This is a genomic window from Rickettsia peacockii str. Rustic (genome assembly GCF_000021525.1).
In the GTDB taxonomy this organism is placed as follows: Bacteria; Pseudomonadota; Alphaproteobacteria; order Rickettsiales; family Rickettsiaceae; genus Rickettsia; species Rickettsia rickettsii.
The window spans coordinates 617,065-641,165 of the sequence record NC_012730.1; the positions used below are offsets into that span (position 1 = coordinate 617,065).

Consider the following 24,101-nt stretch of genomic DNA (forward strand, 5'->3'; position numbering starts at 1 on the left):
TTCGATTTCATTCCTGCGAAAACAGGAATCCAAGGTAAAGCGAGATAAATCGAGCGTTTAGTTTTAAAACTCTAGCATATTTATACTTTTTTGACTGGATTCCCGCCTACGCCGGAATGACATTAAGAAAGTTAGAGATAACCTTGTACATCATCTGTATGCTCTTCACCCTCAAGAGTCATATCCTCTTTTAAGGCTTCCATACTATAGCTACTAAATACATCAAGGTTATTCTGCTCTGCTTGCCATTTTAATCTAGCTTCTTTAAAAGTAACAATACCGTTTTCAATTTCTGCTAATGTCAAATTTTTTATTTCGTGTAAAAAATTCTCTATCTCTACTTTTGCTTCTGGATTTTTTTCGATGAATGGATTAAAAAACTCCTTGATACCTGCTAATAATTCTTTTTTCCCAGGTTCTATATTTAGAATCTAGAGCTTGAGCTATCGGTGTATTCACTGCATCCTCGTTGTTTGCTATATCCTCTTCCTGTTCAAAACTTTTATCAAGTGCGTTATTAGAAGTATTAATATGGAATAACTCTTTATAAAAATCATTCATAACAATTTGGTCGTTAGGGTTATTTGCATTATAATTAGTTATTATTTTATCAATAGCTTCTTTAAACTTTTCATTATAAGGTATATCTCTAAAGGTGGAGCTTCCATATATAGATTTTTTAGCAAATTCTTTTAGTGCTTGCAGATTTTCAGTACTAGAATTACTCATCTCAGCATGTTTTTCTGGAATATAAGTAGCTATTTCTATTAATTTATTACCAAAAATGCTTTGAGCGGTTTTTTCATCAGCTTGTTGTGTTGCTGATAATATTTTAGCGGGCATATTATTTTTCACTAGTTTTAGCATGCCTCCGCCGCAACAAACAGTTTGGTAATCATCATTATTTTCTTCTTTTAATGATAAATACAAAGCGTTTTCTATGTGATAGTTATTTTCTCTTAATAATTGCCATGTTTGTAAGGTTGGGTCATTAGCATATACTCCACCATCAATAATTTTATGTGATTTAGTATTGGTTATATTACGGAAATTGTGGCTGGGGAAATATCCAGGTGCTGCAGTGATGCCTTGTATTATATCTGAAAGGTAATAATCATTCTCTTCACTTTGTCTAGCATCTATAGTAGAGAAGGTCATAAGAGGATTTTGTTTATTATTTAGATCATAACCTGTAACTACAACATCACCGATTAAATCCTTGAGGGTATAATCCTTACAATGTTCTTTCAATAATTTTACTAATGGTTCAGGAGAAAATTTATGGCTGAATAAGCCATTAAAACTCCACAATTTTCTAAAAGTTAATCCTACCGGAAAAATATTGTGTGCCATTTCTTCAAACAGTTCTTGAGCTTGCGCTGCACTGAATAAAGGTTTTCCGGGATTATTAGGATTCGGTAAATTAAGCAAAATAGAAATAAGTCCTCCAACACTGGTCCCTCCAGTAAAATCGAATATCTCACAAGTAGGCTTACCGGTTATTTGCTCCATTATTTTTAATTTTTCTAAATGGATATTTCCTTTTACTCCACCGCCTTCAAATAGTGCTAAGCTAATCTTATTATTGTTTATATCTACCATAACTACCTTTCAAAAAAATACTAAGAGGGCAAAATACAATAAAAATTAACTTTTGTCAATAAACTTATTTGTCTAAAGTCTAAACTGAAAAATTTGTAGAAGTCAAGATTTGATCTTACAGACACTATAAATTTTGCACCTGATTGTCAGTTACATTTTGACTGTCAGAGACGTATTCAAGATACAAGATTTCATTATTCTTTTCAACAGCTAATTTTCTACTATCCTTAAAAGTTTGCATAGGAGTTTTTCCATAACAATATTTTCCTGAATGTGGTCGCTCATTATTGAAATGCTCTAACCAAATATCAAGATCTAATTGTAAATCATCAAGATCTGTATAAATCTTTTTCCGCATAGCTGTATCAAAGAATTCTTGTTTCATGGTTTTATTAAAACGCTCACACATACCATTTGTTTGGGGAGAATATGTCTTAGTTGTAGTATGCTCTATACCTTCGATACTTAGAAACAACTCAAAAGCATGATGCTCTATATTCCCCTTATATTCTGACCCACGATCTGTAAGAATACGAAGTATTGGTATCCCTTGGGTCTCGTACCATGGTAACACGCGGTCATTAAGCATATCAGCAGCAGTTAAAGCTGTTTTATCAGTATATAGTTTAGCATCAGCTACCCTAGTATAGCTATCAATAAATACCTGAGAATAAACCTTACCTATACCTTTGAAATTACCTACATAATACGTATCCTGACATCCTAGATAACCTGGATGCTGCGTCTCAGTTTCTCCATGAGCTTCTCTTTCATTACGACGCTCCTCTAGCACTTGTAATTGAGATTCAGTAAGAACAATACCATCCTGAGCCATCTTTGCTTCTAATGCTTAAAGCCTTTTACTGATATTGTTTAAATCATTACGTAACCAAATTGATCGCACTCCTCCAGGCGATACAAGTATACCGCTCTTCTTAAGCTCATTTGATACTCTTAGCTGACCATATGCTGGATATTCTATTGCCATATCCATTACTGCTTTCTCTATCGCTGGATCAACTCTATTCGCTATTATTGGCTTTCTTCGACTAATTTCATATAATGCCTCTTCGCCACCAGTTTCATACAGTGCTTTAAATCTGTAATAACTATCTCTACTATAGCCCATCGCTTTACATGCTGATGATATGCTACCAAGACTCTTAGCTAGTTCTAGTAACCCTATTTTTGGCTTTATTATTTTTTGATTTAAGTTCATTTTTCATCTCCATTTAATAATTAATTTATTTTACTAAATGTAAGATATAATCTCAACTATTATATTTTATATGACTTTCTTCGTAATGACATTAGAATACCACCATCCTAGAATAAATATCACAAGACTCACCATTGTCCCTATAAACACTCCTCTAAGGTTGAAATATTGCAACGATAAAGAATAATATTCCCATATTAAGAAGATAGCTGCTCCGCCAAGTGATGATAAGACCATTATAGTTTTAGATGTTCTGATACCAAAAAGCGTTGTTATTAACGGTACTAATGCTACCGGTCCCCAGAAACCAGTGAAGAATACTACTAAGTCAATTACATTACTAAATTTTAAAGCTACAATTATTGCAAAACTTCCTATTATAACGTTAATAATTCGAGCAATTAATAATAATTTTTGCTGATTTTTAACCTTAAAAATAGGATTGATTATATCTTTAACAATAGCTATAGAAGTAACGTTTAAATCAGAATCAGCAGTAGACATAACGGCAGCTAAGAGTCCACTCATTACTATCCCTTGAATTAAAGTTGGGATGATTTGGTTGATTAAATAAGGTAATACTAAATTTGACGGTTGGTTTGGATAAAGCTTATAAGCAATTAAACCATTTAAAGTAATGCAAATCAAGAAGAAAAAATATATAGCGGATTTTGCATATATTGCTTTAGTTGTTTGCGTAGGATTTTTATTAATTAAAGCTCTTTGAATAAATGTAGGATATAGATTCATGACGCTAAAACTTAAAGCTGCTGCAATTGTATAAGAAAGTAGGTTGCTCCGATCAAAATTTGCATTTTCCGTAGGTAGGTTATTAATAAAATCTACAAAACCGATTTTATTTAAACTGATAAAAGTTATGGTTGGTATAGCGATTATCATCGCCAAAAATTGTAGTAAATTAGTAAAAACAATAGATTGTAAACCGCCTATTGTAGTATATATAAGTACTATACTATAACTTAAAATTACCCCATTTACATCATTTATTTCTAAGATATATTGAAAAATATAGCCGCTGACGCTTATTTGAGCAGCCAAAAACCCCACTGAAACGATAACCGAACTAACCCCTCCGATAAAACGACCTATATTACCGTAATATGTACTTAGGATATCGCCGATGCTTTCAGCTCCGTAATGTTTGGCAATTAAAGGTACTATATAGATTGCAATTAATATATCTATAGGTATTGTAAGTATAAGAGCGTAAGCATAATATTCATGCCCCAAAAAAGCCTTTTCCATAATGCCGAAAGTGGTGGCTCCTCCGACAGAACTTACAAATATCGTAGCTATTAATAACAGCTTACTATTTTGCGCTTTACTTTCAACATTTGCATAGTTCTTAAAACTACTATTTTTAGCTCGGTAATATATACCAATAAGTAGAATAGATATTAGGTATATGAATACGATAATATTATCAATAGGTAAATTAAACATAAATTAGATTTTAAAGCTCTCAAACTTAGCATTTGTTCACAATATATATGTAGTCAAGAATGCTAGATTTATAATTATGTGTCATAATCTGTTCCAAGAAGTTCAGTATCCGGTGTCCAAATATCTTGGTTGGGAGCATATTTCTATATTTTACAGTGGGGTTTAATTTTTTTTCAGTAGTTTTTTTCTTTAGGGGATAGTTAGCGTTTGATTGAGTTGTAGTTTTTATATTTTTACAATATTTATGTATTTTAAAAATACCTATTTTAAGTTGCGGCATAATTAACCTTTATTTATGTAAAAAATAAAATCATTATTAACATTAATCAATAATTATTTCAAATAAAACATAATAAAAATTAATAAGTCAATATTTTTTAAATTAACCTATATTAAAATAGTTCTATAGGTCATTATTGAGTATGTTTAAGAAACCTATTCATGTACTGCACCAGCTAATTCAAGTCCCAACTCTTCAGGATTTTCATTAGCAACCACAACAATTTTAGATATTCTTGAACCGGTATAGAAATTTGTAGTATCATTTAATTTTTCTATATCTTTAGTGGTAACAAGAGAATTATCTATTGTGCTAGAATTATTATTTTGAGACGCTATTGCAAGGCTTAAAAAAGCTTTTAATTCAGGTTTATCATCGGGTACTAATTCTATTAGTTTTTATCTCGATGATCTGCTCCATATTATTAAATTTAACCATTTCTGTGTAGCCTTCATGAATAACTAATTGAAGAGGTGTATATCCATCTAAATCTTTTAACTCTGTTGAAGCTCCTTTTTCTAGTAAAAATTCAGCTATATCATAAAGTTTGCGGTAAATAGCCTTATGTAGAACTGTATGATAAAACGAATCTTGAATATTGATATCATCACCTTGATGATCTAAAATCTTTTTTATAAGATGTTTTAGTTGAGCGGTTTGAAAAAACTTGGATTGGTAAAAAGAATATGCTCCGTAAGTGATGTGAAACTGTTCGAATAGTTTATCTAGTGTAATGTTGTAGCCGGAGTCTTGTGCAGAAGATGAAGATATCAGTGGTACTTCTTGAATGGCCGATAAACTAATGCTAGGGATAAAATTGGAAGAAGCAATAGGAGTTAGGGTGTCGTCTTGCTCTAGTAAGGTAATATCCAAACACCATACCTGTATCATAAGAAGATGTTTGTTCTGTTATTAGAGTAGCCATCGTTTCTATTTCTCTAACTTTAGCCATAAAATTACTATAATCATTTATCTGAAATTAATATATTAAATAATATGAATTTTCAAGGTGAAAATCACTTTAAAAAATCCATAAAATCATTGGATTAAGCTTTGTTGTGTGGTTCGATGTTATTCCTGTATGGCGTTGTTGTGTGGATCAATTCCCCCTCTGTCATCCCACGACTTGATCGCGGAATCCATTCTAAAATACTAATATTAGTATTTTAAATTATTTTTTTGGATACCGTGGTCAAGCCACGGTATGACATCTTAATAATTTAACTCATCCTTGTTAAAAACCCTTGACTCCTTGATATTCCTATAATATCCTAGAATTTCCCATTAAATCCCAAATTAACCCAAATTATACCAATGAATGTATTTTTATCTAAGTATGTAAATGGTGTTGATAAAAAGAGTAGGGTGTCGGTGCCGGCGAATTACCGTGCGGTACTAGGGAAAGAATTATTTAACGGTGTAATTGCTTATCCGTCGATTAGGAATAATTGTATAGAGGTGTGCGGTATTTCGCATATCGAGAAATTAAGGCAGATGACAGAGACGCTTGATCCTTATTCCGAGGAGCGTGATGCGTTTGAGACTATGATATTCGGGGAAGCTGTACAACTTTCCTTTGATGGGGAGGGAAGAGTTATATTGCCGCAATCTTTAATGAAGCATGCAGGAATCGAAGAGCAAGCATGTTTTGTAGGTAAAGGGGTGATTTTTGAGATTTGGCAGCCGCAGAATTTTGAGAAATATTTAAATGCCGCTCAAAAAATTGCTCATGAAAAGCGCTTAACTTTAAGGAATGCTCATTAATGATACAATCTCACGTGTCTGTAATGCTAAATAAAATGTTAGAGGCCTTAAGCCCAAAAGCCGGTGAGTCTTATTTAGATTGTACGTTTGGAGCAGGAGGATATAGCAAAGCAATATTAGAAAGCTGTAACTGTTATGTCACAGCCTTGGATCGTGATCCAAACGTGATTAAAAGAGCCGAAGAAATTCAGCAAAATTACGGTGAGAGATTTGATTTTGTAGAAACAAATTTTGCGGGTAGTTTTGCAAAGCTTAAGGAAAAAAAATTTGATGGGATAGTGCTGGATTTAGGCGTTTCATCAATGCAGTTAGATATAGCAGATAGAGGATTTTCGTTTTTGCATGACGGACCACTCGATATGCGTATGAGCGGGCAAGGGCTTAGTGCCGAGGAGTTTGTAAATGCGGCAGAGGCAAAAGAGCTAGCTGACGTAATTTACAAATACGGAGATGAGAGCTTTTCACGAAGAATTGCTAAGAGAATTGTAGAATATAGAAAAACGGCGAGAATTGATAGTACAGGCAAGTTAGCCGAGATTGTTAGAAGTAGTATAGGATTTAGAAAAGGCAAAATTGATCCTGCAACTAAAACCTTTCAAGCCATTAGGATTTATGTAAACGATGAGCTTGGGGAGTTAGAGCAGTTTTTAGTGAATGTAAAAAATATATTAAAGAAAGACGGACGTTTAGTTGTGGTGTCTTTTCACTCTTTAGAAGATAGGATAGTTAAGAATTTCTTTAAAGAAAATTCGGAAAAGCCGGTAGTAAGATCAAAATATGCTAAAGACGACATGACGATTGATCCAAATAAATGGCTTAAGATTATTACTAACAAAGCTCTAGCACCGTCAGATAAAGAAGTAGGGCTAAATATTAGAGCGAGATCGGCAAAACTTCGAGCAGCAAAAGCGATATATGAGTAATTAATTATGAGTATAAGAAAGCTTCACTATTTAACATTATTGATAACAATTATAGCAATATGTAGTTTGTTTAGCATAAAGGAGCGAGTCTCAACTCTTGATTATCAATTAAGTAGCGTTGTAAAACAGATAAATAGTGAGAATAATAATATTCATATTTTAAAAGCAGAGCAAGCTTATCTACTTTTGCCGGCTAGATTGGAAAAACTTGCGGCGGCTTATTTAAAATTAGAAACAGTTAAATCTTATCAAATGATAAAAGATCCGTTAGGGCCAAATATCGATCAAAATATTAAATTTAATCATAATATTAGTATTTCCAAGAGTAGTAAATGGCGTTACAAAAGAATTACAAATAATAAGTATATACAGACTGTTTCGAGTAGAGTGCAGGATACTCGATGAACTTCAAAAATTGGCTACGTCATCCTACAAGTACTGTGGTACTCACGTATTAAGTATACTCTCCGTTCCTCGTCTTGTGGATTCCTTGCTCTTTTTGAAGTTGATCTTCGTATCTTGGTAGGATTGTTGCATGGCTTGGAAAAAGTGTTCGATGTCATTCCCGCGTAGGCGGGAATCTAGGGTAAAGCGAGATAAATCGAGCTTTTCAAAAAATCTTGATTTTAAAGATTTTTTATTTTTCAAATCAAGTTTTGAAAAGGTTTTAAAGTACTGGATTCCCGCTTTCGCGGGAATGACATAAGGATTGCGGAAATATTAGTGTTTGAAACACCATAAATAACATATGAAACAAATTTGGGAAAAATGGAAACCTACAATTAAAAGTCTAACAATTTGGAATGTTTGTAGTAAAAATACAAAAATCCGATTATTAATGGTTATTTGTGTCTTTTCTTTTCTTTTTTGTACTTTATCTTACAGATTGATAATCGTTGCTACGAATGTTTACGATAAAAATATTAATTCCTTTAAAAAAAATCATCAATTTAGAAAAGAAATAGTTGATCGAAACGGTAATTTATTAGCAGTGAACCTACCTTCTGCCTCATTATTTGCTAATCCACAAATAGTACTTGATCCTGAAACTTCCGTAAAAAAGCTAGCAGAAATTCTACCTGATATTAATAAAGCTAAATTACTTGCAGAACTTAAGTCAAATAAAAGCTTTATATGGGTAAAAAGGGATGTACTACCTAGTCAGCAAGAAAAGATAACTAGCCTTGGGTTACTTGGTTTTGAATTTGAAGAAGAGCAGAAACGAATTTATACCTTTTCTAATTTATTGTCGCATGTTGTCGGTTATGTAGGTAGAGACTCGGTAGGGCTTAGTGGTTTAGAGCTCGCTTATGATAAGTATTTAACTAATTCTGATTATGAATTAAACGAACCAAAGAATCGGAAAGAACCGCTTCAATTATCTATTGATATCAGATTACAAAGTATTTTAAGTGAGGAGATTGATAAAACTTTAAAGCAATTTAAGGCCATAGGAGCAGTAGGCATTATTGCTGATCCAAATAATGGCGAGATTTTAGCATTAGTAAATAAGCCTGATTTCGATCCGCATTATCCGAGTTTAGCCAAACCGGAAGAGCTGTTTAATATAGCAAGTCTCGGGATTTACGAAATGGGTTCGGTGTTTAAGGCATTAACTATGGCAGTCGGCTTTGATACCGGTGCAATAAATATGAATGATGCTTATGATATAAGTTATATGAAAGTAGGAGGATTCCAGCTTAAGGATTATACGCCAAGGCAAGGATGGCATAGTGTACCTGAGATTTTTCTATATTCTTCAAATATTGGCACAAGTCAAATTATGCTTGAAATCGGTAAAAGCAATTTTAAAAAATACCTAAAGAAATTAGGTCTATTAGATCAGTTGCAAATAGAATTACCTGAACGAGGTACTCCGTTATTTCCTTCCGAGAAAAGATGGAATGAGTTAACGAGTGTTACTATGTCGTATGGCTACGGCATTTCAATTAGCCCTTTGCATTTTGTTAGAGCAATGTTACCGGTTGTTAACGGCGGTACTTTATATGATCTTACTTTATTAAAAAGAAAGGATGAAAAAGTAATAGGTACAAAAGTTTTTAGTGAAAATACCTCTACCCAAATGAAGAAATTATTTAGAGCGGTAGTAAAAGAAGGTAACGGTAAAAGAGCAGAGGTCAAAGGCTATCTTATCGGCGGTAAGACCGGTACGGCAGAAAAACTTTCACAAGGGGCAGGGGGAAAAAAGAAATATCTAAAAAATAGTAGAGCGTCATCGTTTTTAGGTATGCTGCCTGCATCTAACCCGCAATATATTATTTTTATTAGATTTGATGAGCCGAAACCGACTAAAGAAAGCTTTGGTTTTGCAACCGCAAGTTGGACGGCTGCCCCTACTGCCGGTAGAGTATTTGAACGTATGATATCTTTATATGGTTTAGAACCGATAGAACAAAGTGAGGAAGAAAGTTAAAATATTACCTAATAATTATAGATTTTGTCATTGCGAGCAGGCATTGTTGCGTAGATCGGTAAAACCTACTTGATGTCATCCCCGCCTATGCGGGAATGACATAAAACGATCTGTGCAACAAAAAGCCTAAATTTTCTGGTAATGACGCATTTATAAGCTAAAAAGGAGGTTTTTATGTCAAAAAATAAAAATATAACAGATAAACCTAGTATACCTATCCCACGGCTTAAGTCTTTTGATCTTACGACAACAATAAATAATATTATATCAAAACAACTATTTATATCCACAAGTTCCGAGGCACAAGAAGAATTAGAGCTTAGCGATAATGATAAAAGACCTAACCCTAGTTGTTGTGAGTTATTGTAGAATCCATGTTCATTTTTTAAAACTGTACAAAATAGAAAATTAATTTATATTTTGTATATGGTTGATATGGTCGTTGGGTGGTTGCAATTTTTCTATTGTCACCCCGTGGTTTGACCACGGGGTCCAGTAAAAATGACCACACAAAATGTTGTTTATATAGATCCCGCGATCAAGTCGTGGGATGACAACCTAATTGCCGATCAAGTCACGGTATGACACAGTACAAAACTATATAACAAAAAACTATTTATGTTAAAGATAAAACAGGAAATATATAAAAATAGCTTACAAATAATATTAAAATTGCTGTTTGCTTTGCTATGTTTTTTTATAATATTATTTCCGTTAGTGAGTTATAAAATAAATATTCAAAGCAGAATCTTTCCGGCGATGGAAATTATATTTATTTATTATTTTATGTCGTTATATTCCTTAAATATTTTTAGCATATTTTTTCTCGGTCTATTTATAGATCAAATAAGTGGTATGCCTATCGGTACAAATTCGCTAGTTTTTTTATCGGCATATACGATTTATAAATTATCTTCACAATATTTTGTAGCTAAAAACTATTTAATAAATTTCATTATTTTTTGCGTTTATTGTTTATTTATATTGAATTTTAAATATTTACTAATAACAATCAAGAAGCTAGAAGCAGACGGATATTTAATAATTTTCTTTCAATTTTTAACAACTATATTTTCTTATAATATAATTCGTCTTATACTTGACTCTCCTATGAATTACTTTAAACAGTATGCTAAATAAGAAAATACTACATGGTGAGTTAATTTCACGAAGAGCCTTTATAATCGGATTAGGTAAACTCGGATTTTTATCGTTGCTTGGAATAAGAATGTTTTATTTACAGCTTATTAAAAGCGAAGAATATAAGACTTTATCGGATAAGAATCGTATTAATTTCGTTGTACTTCCACCGACTAGAGGAAGAATTTACGATTTAGACGGCAATATTTTAGCTACTAATAAACCATGTTATCAGCTAGTAATAGATAGAAGCATTAATAATAATTATAGGGATGAATTAGAAATAATTAGTAATATTCTAAATTTATCTCCGGAAAAATATAATTATATTAAGCAAAAAATTAAAAAATCTAGTCGCCACACTCCTTTAATAATATTTGATCAGCTTGATTGGCAGCAAGTATCAATGATTGAAGAACAAAAGCATAAACTCGCTTCAATATTTATTGATATAGGTTATTTAAGGTTTTATCCTTTTTCAAGCGTTACTTCTCATTTAATCGGTTATCTTGGTCAAATAAATGAGCACGAGAAGCAGGAATTAAATATACATAGTTTAAGCGATTTTAATATCGGTAAATCCGGTATTGAAAAATATTACGATAACAAACTAAGAGGAGCATTTGGTTATAAAAAAGTTGAAGTAAACGCTTACGGTAAGCAGGTAAGAGAAATAGCAGGAACCCCTACTAAATCGGGTGAAGATATGCATTTAAATATCGATGTGTCTCTTCAGCAAAATATCCAGCAATATTTAAATCCTAAAGGTTCTTCGGCAATAGTTATGGATACTAAAACCGGAAATGTACTAATTTGTGCTTCCACTCCGGGTTTTGAATCAAATCATTTCAGTAAATTATCGGAAAATTATTGGCAAAGTTTAACGAGTGATCCTTATAAGCCTTTAATTAATAAGGTAATACAAAATTCTTATCCTCCAGGCTCGGTTTTTAAAATAATTACCGTACTTGCAGCCCTTGAAGTAGGCATTAATCCTAATAAAACCGTTTTTTGCGACGGTAGCTCTGCTCTTGGTACTAATAGCTTTAGATGTTGGAATCATAGCGGACACGGAACGTTAGATATGATGTCTGCTTTAAAGCATTCTTGTAATATTTATATGTATGAATTAGCAAGAATAGTAGGTCCGGATAAAATTCTTGAAGTTGCAAGAGAATTTGGCCTCGGTTCAAAAACCGGTATTGATTTAGCTCCTGAAAGTAGCGGGTTTGTACCGTCAAAAGAGTGGAAAAAGAAAAAATTAAAGCTTCCTTGGTCAATAGGAGATAGTTTTAATTTAGCAATCGGACAGGGGTTTCTAGGGGTAACGCCGATGCAGCTTGCAAGGTTTATTACAGCTATTGCAAGTAACGGTAAACTGTATACGCCTAGAATATTAAAAAATGATCCGGAATTTTATAATGTCAATATTAAGCCCGAAAATATCACAATAATCCAAGAAAGTTTGTATAATACCGTTAATGTTGCGGGAGGTACGGCGTATTATAATAGAATTTTAGGCAAAAATAGGCAGCTCGCTGGTAAAACCGGTACTTCGCAGGTGCAAGGCAAACTAAATGCTAAAGATGATTTAAGCCGTAAATCTATTGCTTGGGAGAGGCGTAATCATGCCTTGTTCTTAGGCTTCGCTCCTTATCACGATCCTAGTTATTCCGTTACCGTCTTTATTGATCATGGCGGAGGCGGTAGTAAAGCCGCCGCCCCTGTAGCTCGTAAAATTATGTCGGACGTGTTGGATAAGTATTTATAGCTTTTTTCAGTTTGTAGTTTGTGCTATTATGTATCGTAATGTGTTATTAATTAAAGATAGGTCACAAGATGGCAAGACTGAATTTAACTATTCCGGACGAACTAAATAATAGTTTAGCATAGTCAGCAAAAAACTTAGACAGATCAAAAGGGTATATATAGTACGTAAAGCAATTGAATATTATCTACAGGAAATATAAGAAGATTCAGAAGATGCACAATTGCTTTGCAAAGAATTAATGCCCCTGATTTTAAAACTTACACTACTGACGAAGTGAGGGAATGGTTAAAAAAGAAAAATGTTTAAAGTTATATGAGAAAATAAGGCACGTGCAGAATTAGCTGAATTGTGTGGTATCCAGAAAACAACTTAAAATACTAATAATATTAGTATTTTTAATTAGACCCCGTGATCAAGGAACTAGGTGACAATGGCAAAACTGATCCACACGGATAATGCTAGCTTTATATAATTATATCTTAACTCATATCAAAAAATACTTTATTTTAGTTAGTAGTTTGTGTTATTAATAACTAGGCTTTGCATGCGGAAAATTAAATTAATCTATTTTTTGTTGTAAATCATAAGGTTTTTTTGAAATAGGAATAACTATTATTGCAAAAATCTTATTAATTTTCTTTTACAAAACCTAGGAATTATTATAGAGGTATATATATGTCTAAGAAAAAGCAGGACGATCAAATAATAAAAGAATTAGAAGAAAGACTAGCAAAACTTAAAGGCACTCCTCCATCACTTGAAGAATTAGAAGAAAGGTTTGCAAAGCTCCAAGATAGACCTTATATCCCCACAAAAAAATCCGGTAATGAAGTAGACGATCTAATTGAGCAGCTGCAATCTGAGCTTAAACTAGAACAAAAAAGTAAAAGCCTTAATGATCAAAAAGACCAAGCAATACGTGATAGGCTAGATAAATTAAGAGAAGACAGTCCTATAACGCAAAAAAAGACACCTATAGATCTTTCTTTTAATGATACTAAATCAATAATTACCGATACTATAGATGCTCAGGCAGATATAGCTAGTTCATATGCTAATCGCTCTACCGAGTTAGAGGAGAAACTCCATTTAGCTCATAATCTAACTGAAGCGAGAGATATTATTAGGTATACCCCCTATATCTAAAGAATATGCGCCTAAACTATTAGATATTATTGCTAGTGGGTTAGGTAAAATTTATGAAGGAATAAAGAAAATAGCTTCGCCTGCAGTTAATATTATAAAAGAAATAGGTAGTAGTCTTGTTAATTCGATTAAATCATTTCCTCACAAATCTTCCAAGCAACAAATAAAATTAAAGAAGTTATATAGAACATATGTTGATTTGAAAGGAATAAAGCCAAAGATAAAAGAAGAGTTTCTTAAAAAACATTATGAGCGAATTGATCAGCTACAAACTCCTAAGGAAATATTTGTAGAAACTGCCAAAATTACTCAATCTATAAGGATAGCTGGAAAACAAAAGATAAATACTCTTAAACAACAACAAATTATTAATAGAATGAAGCAGCAAAGTCCTACTGCTTTTATACATAATAATTCATTTACACCGTCTAATACTCCTACTAATAAAGCAAAGTCTTCCAAGAGCAACCAAAGGTAAATACTATGTTATTCCTGTGAAAGCAGACATCTAGAAAAATAACCCTTAATATTGGACAAAATTATACCTTTAACAAAATAAGCATATAAAAAATTTTTTATATGTTTTACTGGATTCCCGCTTTCGCGGGAATGACATAAAGAGCATTTACTGATCCACGCAACAATGCCACGCGGGGATGACATACTGAATGTTCGTATAAGGACCAAGGTATTTAAAGATTATTCTACTCCTTTCATTCCACTTGTCTTAGCTTTATCAAACGAAGTATCTTTAATTGCTGCTTCGGTAAAATCGGCATTTGTTAGGTCGGAGTTATTAAAGCCCGCCTGATCAATTTTAGCTGATTTAAATATACTATCTGTTAATATTGAGTTTGAAAAATCTGTTTTAGTAAGTATTGCTGTAGAAAAATTAGCCTCTTTTAAAATAGAATTTTTTATTACCGTATTTGTTAGGTTAGCTTTTTTAAAGATACTATTTGAAAAATCTACTCTATCAAATATTAAGTTGCTCAAGTCAAAATTTGTTAAATTCATATTTGCTAAGTGAGTTATTTTTTGCAAATCTTTTACCGAATTTATTACTATATTATTTGGTAGAATTTTGCTCGAATTATCACTATTTAAAATAATATTATTAGAAACATTAGTATTAATAAAACCGGAATACGCTTGGTAGTTAATATTATTTATTTGCGAATTAGAAAGGACGGAGTTAATAACCGCAGTATTTGTTAGAGTGGAATTTATTAGAGCTACTTGGTTTAAATTGCCTAAAGTAATTTTAACATCTGAAAAATTTACGTTTTGTATTAAAGATTTAGAAAAATTTATATTATTAAATTGTCCGTTAGTTATATTTGAGTTTATTATTTCACTGCTGTTTAAGTTAGTATTAATCACTATAAATTGTTTAAAATCATTATTGCTAAAAATATTATTAGTATAGCTAATATTATCTAAAGTAATATTTGAGCCTTTAGTTTTATTAATCCTTACAAAATTAGCATTACTATTTTTTATTGATAAATTATTAAATTTATTATCGTTTAGACTCATATTATTTAATATCGCATTATTGATTTTAAAATGCTTTAAAACTGAACTACTAATTGTACTATTTTGTAAATCACATTTAGTAAGGCTAATATTTTGTAATGTTGAATCTTGAAAGGAAGCGTATGCAAAGCAAGAGTTATTACTTTGTACGTTATTAAAATTTACTTCATTAAAAATACTTTGTGTGAAGTTAGAATCCTTAATTATTACTGCTGTTAATGTAGTTTGACTTAGGTTGCTAGATTCAAAATAATTATTAGTAAAATTGGTATTATTTATTATACTTTTTTCTAAATCCGTACCGTAAAATATTGAATTTGTTATATTAGTATTTTTAAAGCTATTATTCTGTAGGTTAGCTTTTTGAAAATTAACACCGTCGATAGTATTATTGCTCCATAATACATGACTAAATTCAGAACTTTCAAAGTTGACATTTATTATAGTAGTTTTATTAAAAGCAGTATCACTAAAATTTGATTGAACAAAATTTGTATTTTGTAATGTGATATTGTGAAAAATTGAACCTTGAAAGTCAGAATTATATCCGGAAATATTTTTTATTACCGAATCTGCAAAATTACTTTCTTGAATTATAGCATTTGTAAGTATTGCTTTTTCTAAATTGCTACCTGCAAAATCAGCGCGTAATATTTCGCAGGAAGTCAAATCTATTCCTGATAAATCTTCATTTATTAGCTGTACTCCTATTAATTTTACTCCTTTTAAATTTGAACCGAACTTCTCTTTAAGGTTCACTTTAAGGTTTTTAGAATTTTGCGATATTATATAATTCCGAATTACCGTGCTTTGGCTATCCGTAAGTAATCCGTTCGCATCACGAGTAGATTCGGAGCAGCTGCTTAATAACAAATAAATCGTAATTATTGATATGACTTTAAGCATTTGCTTCCTCATATTCTTCGTCATTTATTCTATTGGTAGGAGGTATATGTAAGCTTAATAATTTTAATTTACGATGCAAAGCCGATCTTTCCATACCGACAAATGAGGATGTTTTTGAAATATTATTATTAAAACGACTCATTTGTGCCGATAGATATTGACGCTCAAAAACTTCTCTAGCTTCTCTAAGCGGCATAGATAACATATCAAAGCTATCTTCAAGTTTTGTAAGATTAGCACTATTTGCTAATATTTCAGAAGGTATCATATAAGGTTTTATAATTTCATTATTACCTGTAGTTAACGGATTCATAATTAAAGTCCATTCAACAACGTTACGTAATTGTCTAATATTGCCCGGCCATTCATAGGATTGAAGAGCAGCGATAGTTTCATCGGCAAAACTACGTTCTTTTAAACCTGAAAATTTTGAAAGTTGCTTAACAAAATACTTAACGAGTAGCGGTATATCTTCTTTTCTTTCATATAATGAAGGTACTTTTAGAGAGGATACATTAAGGCGATAATATAGATCTTCTAGGAATTTGCCGTTATTAACTTCATCTTGGATATTTTTAGAAGTACCGGTGATAATTTTTATATCAATTTTAATATTTTTTCCGCAAGGTTTTGTAATAGTTTGATCTTTAAGGAATTTTAATAATTTTACTTGGATAGGAATAGGAATATTACTGACCTCATCTATATATAAAGTACCGTTATTGGCAAATTCTAAGATAGTAGGGCGTTTATTATTTGCCTGCTTTTCCGATTCGCCGAATAATTCTTGATTGATTTTTTCCGTAGTCATACAGGTAGGGCTGAAAATAATGAACGGATTATTAACCCTTTTAGATTGTTTATGAATTAATCTTGCTGCAAGTTCTTTACCGCTACCGACTTTACCGTGAATCATTATACGACTGCTAGAGGTAGCTGCCTTTGCTATTGCCATTTTATATTTTAAAGTTACCGAACATTCGCCTACTAATTCAGTTTTATCTATAACCTTTGATTTTAAATCTATATTTTCGCGTTTTAACTTTGTTACTTCACAAGCTCTTGTAAGTAAAATAACTAATTTATCATTATTAAACGGTTTTTCTATATAATCGTAAGCACCCATTTTTATAGCATTTACTGCTGTTTCTATAGTACCGTGACCGCTAATAATTATTACCGGCATTAAAGGATAGCGTTTTTTTATTATCTCTAAAATCCCAAGTCCGTCAATTTCGCTTCCTTGAAGCCAAATATCAAGTATAACTGCAGAGACCGGTTTTTCGGAAAGTATTTTAAGGGCTTGAGTACTATTAGCGGCAACCTTAGGGTTAAAACCTTCATCTTTCAAATTTGCAGCAATGAGATTTCGTATACTCTCTTCATCGTCTACTATTAAAACATCTAGTTGTGACATTACAATTTACCTTAAAAATATTAATACTAGGTTCTTACGTACGATTGCTAATTGATTTAATATTTTACGATATTTTTTAGCGAAAATTAATAAGATTTTTGCAAGAATTAGTTATTCATATTTCAAAAAAAAATCTTATAATTTGCAGCAAAAAATATCGTAAAATATTAAATCAATTAGCAATCGTACGTAAGAACCTAAATATATAGGTTAATGCCGAATGTAAAAGAAAGCAACATTTTTTTATAACATTTTTGTCACAATAGCTATTTATAATGTAAAGGTTGGCTAAGATTACATAATATTAAAATTATTTAAGGAATTTTAATTAATTTTATTTGCAGTTTGTAGTGTTATAAATGATTATATATAATGAGAGGGGTAGGATATCCAAGTCGTCATTGCGAGCAACCGTAGGGAGCGTGGCAATCTCATGAAATAATAACAAGCTCCTGAGATTGCTTCGTCAATTACTTCGTAATTTCCTCGCAATGACGATGACGATTGTGTATCCAACAGTAAAACCGATTTTAAAAATTATGCTTAACATCTTTTTAATTATTATTTCATTATTTATTTGCTTAATAACCTACCTATTTATCAGCAAAACGGATATTTTTACAAATTTATTGATTTTAAATAGCTTCACGACTTTAGCGAGTTTATTGATTTGTTGTTTAGGTTTATACTCAGGCAATAGTTCATATTTGGATATAGCAATTATTTATTTTCTTCTAAGCGTTATAGCAACAAACGGATATTTAAAATATTTCATAAATGAATCGAATGAAAACAAAACAGATTGATAGACATCTTGCCAAATTCGCTTATAGAGAGGAATTTGTAGGAGACACGAAACGCAGCACCGCAGCGTACACAAGCGTACGTGAGGATGCGAGTATCGGATCGACGCACAAATTACCTCTAGAAGTAGAAGAGTTTGGGAAGATGTCTAATACGGTAATTTTAGGATGCGGTCTTAGCGGCATGTTAACGGCGCTTTCTTTTGCACAAAAGGGTATAAAAACTACTATATTCGAGAGTAAATCGGTAAAAAGCCCAGAGTTTTTTAAAGATATAAGAACTACTGCTTTAACGCCGCATTCTAAAAATTTCTTATTCTCTATTGATATATGGGAAAAGTTTGAGAAGTTTGTAGCAGAAATGCAAGACATATATGTAGTAGATAATAAGGCTTCAGAGATATTAGACTTACGAAATGACGCTGACGCTGTACTTGGATATGTGGTTAAGAATAGCGACTTTAAAAAAATGCTATTGTCAAAAATAACTAATAATCCGTTGATAACATTAATTGATAATAATCAATATCAAGAGGTTATAAGCCATAATGACTATTCGATTATAAAATTTGATGATAACCAAATTAAGTGTAATTTATTAATTATATGTGACGGAGCAAATTCAAAAGTGAGGTCTCATTACTTTGCTAATGAAATTGAGAAACCTTATCAAACTGCTCTTACATTTAATATTAAGCATGAAAAGCCGCATGAAAATTGTGCTATGGAGCATTTCCTGCCGCTTGGTCCTTTTGCTTTGCTGCCTTTAAAAGATCAATATGCTTCATCCGTAATATGGTCCACTTCTTCTGATCAGGCTGCTTTAATTGTTAATTTGCCTGTAGAAGAAGTTAGGTTTTTAACTCAAAGAAATGCCGGTAATTCCCTAGGTAAAATTACTATTGATAGTGAGATTAGTAGCTTTCCACTAAAAGCCCGTATAGCAAATAGATATTTTCATAACCGTATAGTGCTTATTGCCGACACTGCCCACACAGTACATCCGCTAGCCGGACAAGGGCTTAATCAGGGCATAAAGGATATAGAGATTTTGAGTATGATAGTTAGTAATAATGGCACATTACAAGAATATCAAAAGCTAAGGCAAGAGGATAATTTTATTATGTATAAGCTGACTGATGAGTTAAATAATATTTTTGCAAATTATTCCAAAAATTTAAGATGTTTAAGACAAATAGGATTTAAGGTGATCAATAATTTTAAATCTGTAAAAAACTTGGTTACTAGCTATGCGATGGGGAAGAGGTGAGTGTTCTTTTGTATCATTTCTAGCTAGTTCTGATGTCATTCCCGCGAAAGTGGCATCCAGTAATCAAGAATCGATAACAGCATTGTTTATTTATACTTTTTAAAAGATGGATTCCCGCTTTCACGGGAATGACATAGAATGTGAAATAACATAGAACATAATTTTATGAGATATGCATGAGTAAAGAAAATTTAAGCAGTAAATCATCTATTAATACTCCTGAAGAAGGAATAAAAAATGCAGCAGAAGATAATAAGCTTAAATCTTCAATAAATACCCCTGAAAGAGTAGAGCTTTTAGAAGCAGCACAAACCAAAGCTTCTGAGCCTTCACAGGAGAACGGCAATCGTAAAACACGCCAGCAGGAAAAAGAACGCTGCAAGAGGATACGGCACTTTACGGTGCTAGAGTTGCTCGTGCCGGAATCGCTGCAAGTGGAGTAGCAATCGAAGTGGTACAGGAGGGCAGTAAAGTTATCGCTAGTCCTACTCATATTAGTAGAAGGAGTAATTAACGTTGGAGAAAAAGTAGCAAAAGCTTATGATCCGGTTGATACACTTCAGCAAGGTGCAAAAATTAAAGAAAAAGGTCCCCCAAGTCCCGGTTTAGCCGATAAGGCATTAAATAAAATCATGACATTACCCGGTGGTGAAACTGCAGCAAATGTTCTAGAGAAAACATATAAAACATTAGGTAGTAAAGCAGTAAGACGTGCGGCTAGAATTGGCGGCGTTGTAGTATCGTTAGTCCTTAATTCCACTCCCGTCGGGGTTGGGCTTGCTGCACTTTCTTTATCAACCGTTGCTTACAATGTTGGAAAAGAAACTTTAGAAGTAAAAGAAGATAAGCGTTTAGATAGAAAGAAAAAACTTTAGAAAATATTAAAGCTAATTATGTGAAGCAAGCAGAGTTAGTAGTTACTACTCGAATAGATAAAGCAAAAGATAGCCCTGAACTTAAAAATGTCTTGGATACTCAATTAGCTAAAATTTACCAAGAAAAAGTTGAATCTGAAAAATTAAATACAACTAGAACTAAAGAGATTTTAAAAGCAATACGAGATACTACCTTAGAGACGGTATCTTTAGTAGCACAAGCAAGCTCTATAGGCGGTATTATAGGCGGTTTGGTAGCAGGTGTTACTGGGAGGAGAGGAGTAATAGGTGAAGGAGATGCTAATTTAGTGCGTGTGGAGCGAAAAAAAGATAAAATAAATCAAATAAATAGTTTAAAACATCAATAAGAAATTATGAAGATAAGAAAGACTTGCTTGAAAAAGAAAGGCAAGCAAAAATAGATACCAAAGCATTAGAAGAATTTTTAACTATACCCCCTAAAATTGATCAATTAAGTGAAGGGCAGCTAAGGGAGCATTTTAATGTAACTAGAGCAAAGGTTGCAGCGAGACCTGAATTTGCTCCTCCTGCTGAAAAAACTAATTTTGAAAAAGTTAAATCGGCAGTAAAAGTAGGAGTCGGTTATTTTGTTGAATCGCAATTTGGTGATTTAAAAGAAATATACGGAAGAAATATTTCAATCTTTTATAACTCCAAATGTTAGCAATAAAGTAAAACCTGAGCAAAATAAAGCTCATGAGCAAGCCAACATATGCAAGAGAATTTGTCACGTGGCAAGGGGGTTCGTTATGGTGCTAGCGCACCATTATCACAATCAACACCGAATGCTTCTAAACACCATGAATCTTCAAGAGGATTTTAATTGTTAATAAAGACTTATAATTATCTTATAGATTATATCTTGCCGCAGAGATGTTTAAGCGGTGCGGAAATACTAGGGGGAGCGGTGAATTTTGTAGCGATTGTTGGAAGAAGCTAGAGTTTATAGCAAGACCCTATTGTAGTATATGTGGACAAAGATTTATTATAAAAATCTTAGATAACTGCATTTGTGGAAATTGTTATAGCAACAAACCTAATTATGAGTTTGCTCGCAGCTTATTTAAGTGTAATGAGCATAGCAAAAAAATAGTTCATCAGTTTAAATATCAAGATAAGACGATATTTGCTAAGACCTTTGCTCAGCTTGTATATAATAGATATAGCAGGGAGGATATAAAAGATATTGATTTAATCATACCTGTACCTACGAATGTATAATCCTGCTCGTATTTTAGCTATAGAAATTGCAAAAGTTACCGATAAAATGTTAAAAGCTGAGATTTTAACTAAAGCAAAATGGACTAAGTCTCAGACTTTTCTCTCACGAAAACAACACAAAAATAATATAAAGGGTAGTATCAAATTTAACACAAAGTATAATATTGTAAGTAAAAAAATCTTATTAGTCGATGATGTCGTTACCACTGCTGTTACTATAAATGAATGTGCTAAAATTTTACGACAAGCCGGGGGTGGCGTCGGTAAAAGTCTTAAGTGTTGCTATGACATAACGTTATTGCAAGGGGACATGGTTGTGTGTATCGAAAAACACACTCGATGTCATCCCTTGGCTTGACCACGGGATCCAAAAAATAATAAAAATTTTTAGTATTTTTAACTGGACCTCATGGTCAAGGCACGGGGTAACACAGAAGGTAACTTATGCAAAATGAAATAAAAAAAGTTTGTGTTATCGTTGCGGGAGTAATGGGTTCAGGGATTGCAGCGTTAATTGCTAATTCCTCTTATAAAGTAGTGCTGCTTGATATTATCGCTAAAGATTCCGATGATCCTAATAAAATAGTTAACACCGCTAAAGACAATTTGCATAAACAAAAACCTCCACCTCCACCTTTATCTTTTCCTGATAAAGCAAATTTTATTACCATCGGTAATTTAGAATATGATTTAGATTTAATTAAAGAATGTGATTTAGTGATTGAAGTTATTGTTGAGAAGTTAGAAATCAAACACCAATTATATAATAAAATTATTCCTTATCTTAAAGAAGATGCAATTATTGCTTCTAATACCTCTACATTACCGCTTGAAAGACTCAAAGAGAATTTACCAGATAATATTAAATCTAGGTTCGTTATTACGCATTTCTTCAATCCGCCAAGATAATATGGAACTGCTTGAGTTAATTATAGACCCTATGATAAAGGCTGAAGTAATAGAAAGAGTATCAGAGTTCTTAACGAAAACGCTTGGTAAAATTATAGTAAAATGTAATGATACGCCTGGTTTTATTGCTAATAGAGTAGGGTATTTTTTACTTGAATTAGTAGCCCGTAAAGCGATAAGTCAGAATCTTGATGTTGCTACTATAGATAAAATATTTACTACATTTTTGGGGCTGCCGAGTACCGGAATTTTCGGTTTATATGATCTAATCGGGTATGACGTAATGAAGTTAATTTCAAGTTCATTACTTGCCTCTCTTCCTGCAAATGATGCTTATCATAAAATAATATGTAAAGACCCCTGTTCTTGATAAGATGATAGAGAAGCAGTTAATTGGACGTAAAAGTGACGGTGGATTTTATCGTTTATCGGTATCAAATGGCAAAAAGATTAAAGAAGTTATCAATATAAACGACTTATCATATAGTCCTGTTCAAAAAGTAGATATTTTAATCTTGATGCGCTTCTTGTAAGTGATTCGGTTTACGGTAAATTTTTTACTGAAATTATCACGGAATTTTATGTTTATTTAGCAGGTCTAGTTCCGTCGGTTACGGATAATATTTATGATATCGATGCTGCTATGAAGCTTGGTTACAGCTGGAAATATGGTCCATTTGAATTATTGACTATAGCGGCTAAAAACGGTTGGAATTCGGTAATTAAAAATGCCGATTTAATGCATATCCCACTTCCGCAATATTTAGCCAATAAAGAATATCAAAAAATCGATAAACAAAAATTTAATTCTCACAAAGATATTTTACAAGAAAGTCAGATAGTATTAGAGAATAGCTCGGCAAAATTAATACTTTATCAAGATGTTTTGATTTTTGTTATTACTATAAAAATGAATTGTTTAAATCATGAGGTGTTTTATTTACTACAAGAAGCAGCAAGTAAAGCCGAAAATGACGGTAAAAATCTTTATATTTATCCGCAAGGAAATAATTTGTCTGCCGGTGCTGATTTAAAACTTCTTCTGTCTTATATTGAAGGAATTTTCACGATCTAGAGAATTTACTAAAGCTGGGACAGCAAACCATGCTCCACTTAAAATATTCCTCTGTACATGTTATTAGCTTGTGGTCTTGGTGTGGCACTTGGAGGTGGATATGAGCTGTTATTGCACTCAAGCTTTATTATAGGAAATCAAGAACTTAACGCAGGGCTTGTAGAACTTGGTGTTGGTTTAATACCCGGGTGGGGCGGTGTTACCGAAATGTTTGCTTGAAGTAATGGTAATAAAACTAAACTAATTAGAAATATCAGCAATATTATAGAGCAGAATAAAACAAGTTCAGCCGGATTACTTGAAAGCAGATTATGATGTAGAG

Annotated in this window: 25 protein-coding genes and 3 pseudogenes; 22 read left to right on the forward strand and 6 right to left on the reverse strand. The window is 32.3% G+C overall.

Annotated features, from left to right (window positions below):
• Positions 1-131: 131 nt before the first annotated feature.
• From RPR_RS03765 to RPR_RS03785, 4 genes and pseudogenes are all read right to left on the reverse strand, one after another.
• A pseudogene (locus RPR_RS03765) lies at positions 132-1,602 on the reverse strand (patatin-like phospholipase family protein).
• Between the two features lie 124 nt (positions 1,603-1,726).
• Positions 1,727-2,821, reverse strand: a pseudogene (locus RPR_RS03770) (IS481-like element ISRpe1 family transposase).
• Between the two features lie 66 nt (positions 2,822-2,887).
• Complete coding sequence (locus RPR_RS03775; RefSeq protein WP_012736704.1) at positions 2,888-4,285, reverse strand: sodium:solute symporter; 1,398 nt, start codon at positions 4,283-4,285, stop codon at positions 2,888-2,890.
• A gap of 652 nt (positions 4,286-4,937) precedes the next feature.
• Positions 4,938-5,456, reverse strand: a complete 519-nt coding sequence (locus RPR_RS03785; protein WP_012736705.1) for an ankyrin repeat domain-containing protein — start codon at positions 5,454-5,456, stop codon at positions 4,938-4,940.
• 423 nt (positions 5,457-5,879) lie between these two features.
• Here RPR_RS03785 and mraZ point away from each other — a divergent pair, with 423 nt between their 5' ends.
• The 9 genes and pseudogenes from mraZ (at position 5,880) to RPR_RS03830 (ending at position 14,221) form a co-directional block, all read left to right on the forward strand.
• A complete protein-coding gene (gene mraZ / locus RPR_RS03790; RefSeq protein WP_012736706.1) occupies positions 5,880-6,329 on the forward strand; it encodes a division/cell wall cluster transcriptional repressor MraZ in 450 nt (149 codons plus the stop codon).
• On the forward strand, positions 6,329-7,252 hold the full coding sequence (gene rsmH / locus RPR_RS03795) for a 16S rRNA (cytosine(1402)-N(4))-methyltransferase RsmH (protein WP_012736707.1): 924 nt from the start codon (positions 6,329-6,331) through the stop codon (positions 7,250-7,252). Before mraZ ends, rsmH begins: the two co-directional genes overlap by 1 nt.
• A 6-nt stretch (positions 7,253-7,258) precedes the next feature.
• Positions 7,259-7,657 carry a hypothetical protein gene (locus RPR_RS03800; RefSeq protein ID WP_012736708.1) on the forward strand — a complete coding sequence of 133 codons (399 nt, stop codon included), beginning with the start codon at positions 7,259-7,261 and terminating at the stop codon, positions 7,655-7,657.
• A gap of 130 nt (positions 7,658-7,787) precedes the next feature.
• Positions 7,788-7,958, forward strand: coding sequence for a hypothetical protein (locus tag RPR_RS09055; RefSeq protein ID WP_228368898.1), 171 nt, complete (start codon positions 7,788-7,790; stop codon positions 7,956-7,958).
• 42 nt (positions 7,959-8,000) lie between these two features.
• The gene (locus RPR_RS03805) at positions 8,001-9,686 is read left to right on the forward strand and encodes a peptidoglycan D,D-transpeptidase FtsI family protein (protein WP_012736709.1); all 1,686 of its coding nucleotides are present in this window, start codon (positions 8,001-8,003) and stop codon (positions 9,684-9,686) included.
• A gap of 174 nt (positions 9,687-9,860) precedes the next feature.
• A complete protein-coding gene (locus RPR_RS03810; protein ID WP_012736710.1) occupies positions 9,861-10,055 on the forward strand; it encodes a hypothetical protein in 195 nt (64 codons plus the stop codon).
• 249 nt (positions 10,056-10,304) lie between these two features.
• Positions 10,305-10,826 carry a hypothetical protein gene (locus RPR_RS03820; RefSeq protein ID WP_012736711.1) on the forward strand — a complete coding sequence of 174 codons (522 nt, stop codon included), beginning with the start codon at positions 10,305-10,307 and terminating at the stop codon, positions 10,824-10,826.
• A complete protein-coding gene (gene mrdA, locus RPR_RS03825) occupies positions 10,816-12,597 on the forward strand; it encodes a penicillin-binding protein 2 (protein WP_010977459.1) in 1,782 nt (593 codons plus the stop codon). Before RPR_RS03820 ends, mrdA begins: the two co-directional genes overlap by 11 nt.
• A 675-nt stretch (positions 12,598-13,272) precedes the next feature.
• Positions 13,273-14,221 (forward strand): annotated as a pseudogene (locus tag RPR_RS03830) (hypothetical protein).
• Between the two features lie 221 nt (positions 14,222-14,442).
• On the opposite strand, the gene RPR_RS03835 reads toward RPR_RS03830, so the two are convergent.
• Entirely contained in the window at positions 14,443-16,188 is a 1,746-nt protein-coding gene (locus tag RPR_RS03835; RefSeq protein ID WP_012736712.1) for a pentapeptide repeat-containing protein, read from the reverse strand.
• Positions 16,181-17,605: a sigma-54-dependent transcriptional regulator gene (locus RPR_RS03840; RefSeq protein ID WP_012719845.1), complete on the reverse strand. Its 1,425-nt coding sequence runs from the start codon at positions 17,603-17,605 to the stop codon at positions 16,181-16,183. The genes RPR_RS03835 and RPR_RS03840 overlap by 8 nt, the downstream gene beginning before the upstream one ends.
• Before the next feature lie 539 nt (positions 17,606-18,144).
• On the opposite strand from RPR_RS03840, the gene RPR_RS03845 reads away from it, so the two are divergent.
• From RPR_RS03845 to RPR_RS08125, 13 genes are all read left to right on the forward strand, one after another.
• Positions 18,145-18,411, forward strand: coding sequence for a monovalent cation/H+ antiporter complex subunit F (locus RPR_RS03845; protein ID WP_085065807.1), 267 nt, complete (start codon positions 18,145-18,147; stop codon positions 18,409-18,411).
• Entirely contained in the window at positions 18,392-19,678 is a 1,287-nt protein-coding gene (gene ubiH / locus RPR_RS03850; RefSeq protein WP_012736714.1) for a 2-octaprenyl-6-methoxyphenyl hydroxylase, read from the forward strand. The genes RPR_RS03845 and ubiH overlap by 20 nt, the downstream gene beginning before the upstream one ends.
• Positions 19,679-19,854: 176 nt before the next feature.
• Complete coding sequence (locus tag RPR_RS03855) at positions 19,855-20,121, forward strand: hypothetical protein (RefSeq protein WP_085065678.1); 267 nt, start codon at positions 19,855-19,857, stop codon at positions 20,119-20,121.
• A 189-nt stretch (positions 20,122-20,310) separates the two neighbouring features.
• Complete coding sequence (locus tag RPR_RS03860; protein ID WP_085065808.1) at positions 20,311-20,553, forward strand: hypothetical protein; 243 nt, start codon at positions 20,311-20,313, stop codon at positions 20,551-20,553.
• A 20-nt stretch (positions 20,554-20,573) separates the two neighbouring features.
• Complete coding sequence (locus RPR_RS03865) at positions 20,574-20,921, forward strand: hypothetical protein (protein WP_146603335.1); 348 nt, start codon at positions 20,574-20,576, stop codon at positions 20,919-20,921.
• A 23-nt stretch (positions 20,922-20,944) separates the two neighbouring features.
• Positions 20,945-21,238: a hypothetical protein gene (locus RPR_RS09060; RefSeq protein WP_228368899.1), complete on the forward strand. Its 294-nt coding sequence runs from the start codon at positions 20,945-20,947 to the stop codon at positions 21,236-21,238.
• A gap of 209 nt (positions 21,239-21,447) precedes the next feature.
• Entirely contained in the window at positions 21,448-21,795 is a 348-nt protein-coding gene (locus tag RPR_RS03875) for a ComF family protein (RefSeq protein ID WP_085065679.1), read from the forward strand.
• On the forward strand, positions 21,788-22,153 hold the full coding sequence (locus RPR_RS03880) for a ComF family protein (RefSeq protein ID WP_228368900.1): 366 nt from the start codon (positions 21,788-21,790) through the stop codon (positions 22,151-22,153). The genes RPR_RS03875 and RPR_RS03880 overlap by 8 nt, the downstream gene beginning before the upstream one ends.
• Before the next feature lie 86 nt (positions 22,154-22,239).
• Positions 22,240-22,704 carry a 3-hydroxyacyl-CoA dehydrogenase family protein gene (locus RPR_RS03890; RefSeq protein WP_085065680.1) on the forward strand — a complete coding sequence of 155 codons (465 nt, stop codon included), beginning with the start codon at positions 22,240-22,242 and terminating at the stop codon, positions 22,702-22,704.
• A gap of 1 nt (position 22,705) precedes the next feature.
• Positions 22,706-23,074, forward strand: coding sequence for a 3-hydroxyacyl-CoA dehydrogenase family protein (locus RPR_RS03895; RefSeq protein ID WP_014410844.1), 369 nt, complete (start codon positions 22,706-22,708; stop codon positions 23,072-23,074).
• Between the two features lie 4 nt (positions 23,075-23,078).
• Positions 23,079-23,237, forward strand: coding sequence for a hypothetical protein (locus RPR_RS09065; RefSeq protein WP_228368901.1), 159 nt, complete (start codon positions 23,079-23,081; stop codon positions 23,235-23,237).
• A 110-nt stretch (positions 23,238-23,347) separates the two neighbouring features.
• Entirely contained in the window at positions 23,348-23,779 is a 432-nt protein-coding gene (locus RPR_RS03900; protein WP_085065681.1) for an enoyl-CoA hydratase/isomerase family protein, read from the forward strand.
• A gap of 57 nt (positions 23,780-23,836) precedes the next feature.
• Positions 23,837-23,998: an enoyl-CoA hydratase/isomerase family protein gene (locus RPR_RS08125; protein ID WP_014419862.1), complete on the forward strand. Its 162-nt coding sequence runs from the start codon at positions 23,837-23,839 to the stop codon at positions 23,996-23,998.
• The last annotated feature ends 103 nt before the right edge of the window (positions 23,999-24,101 follow it).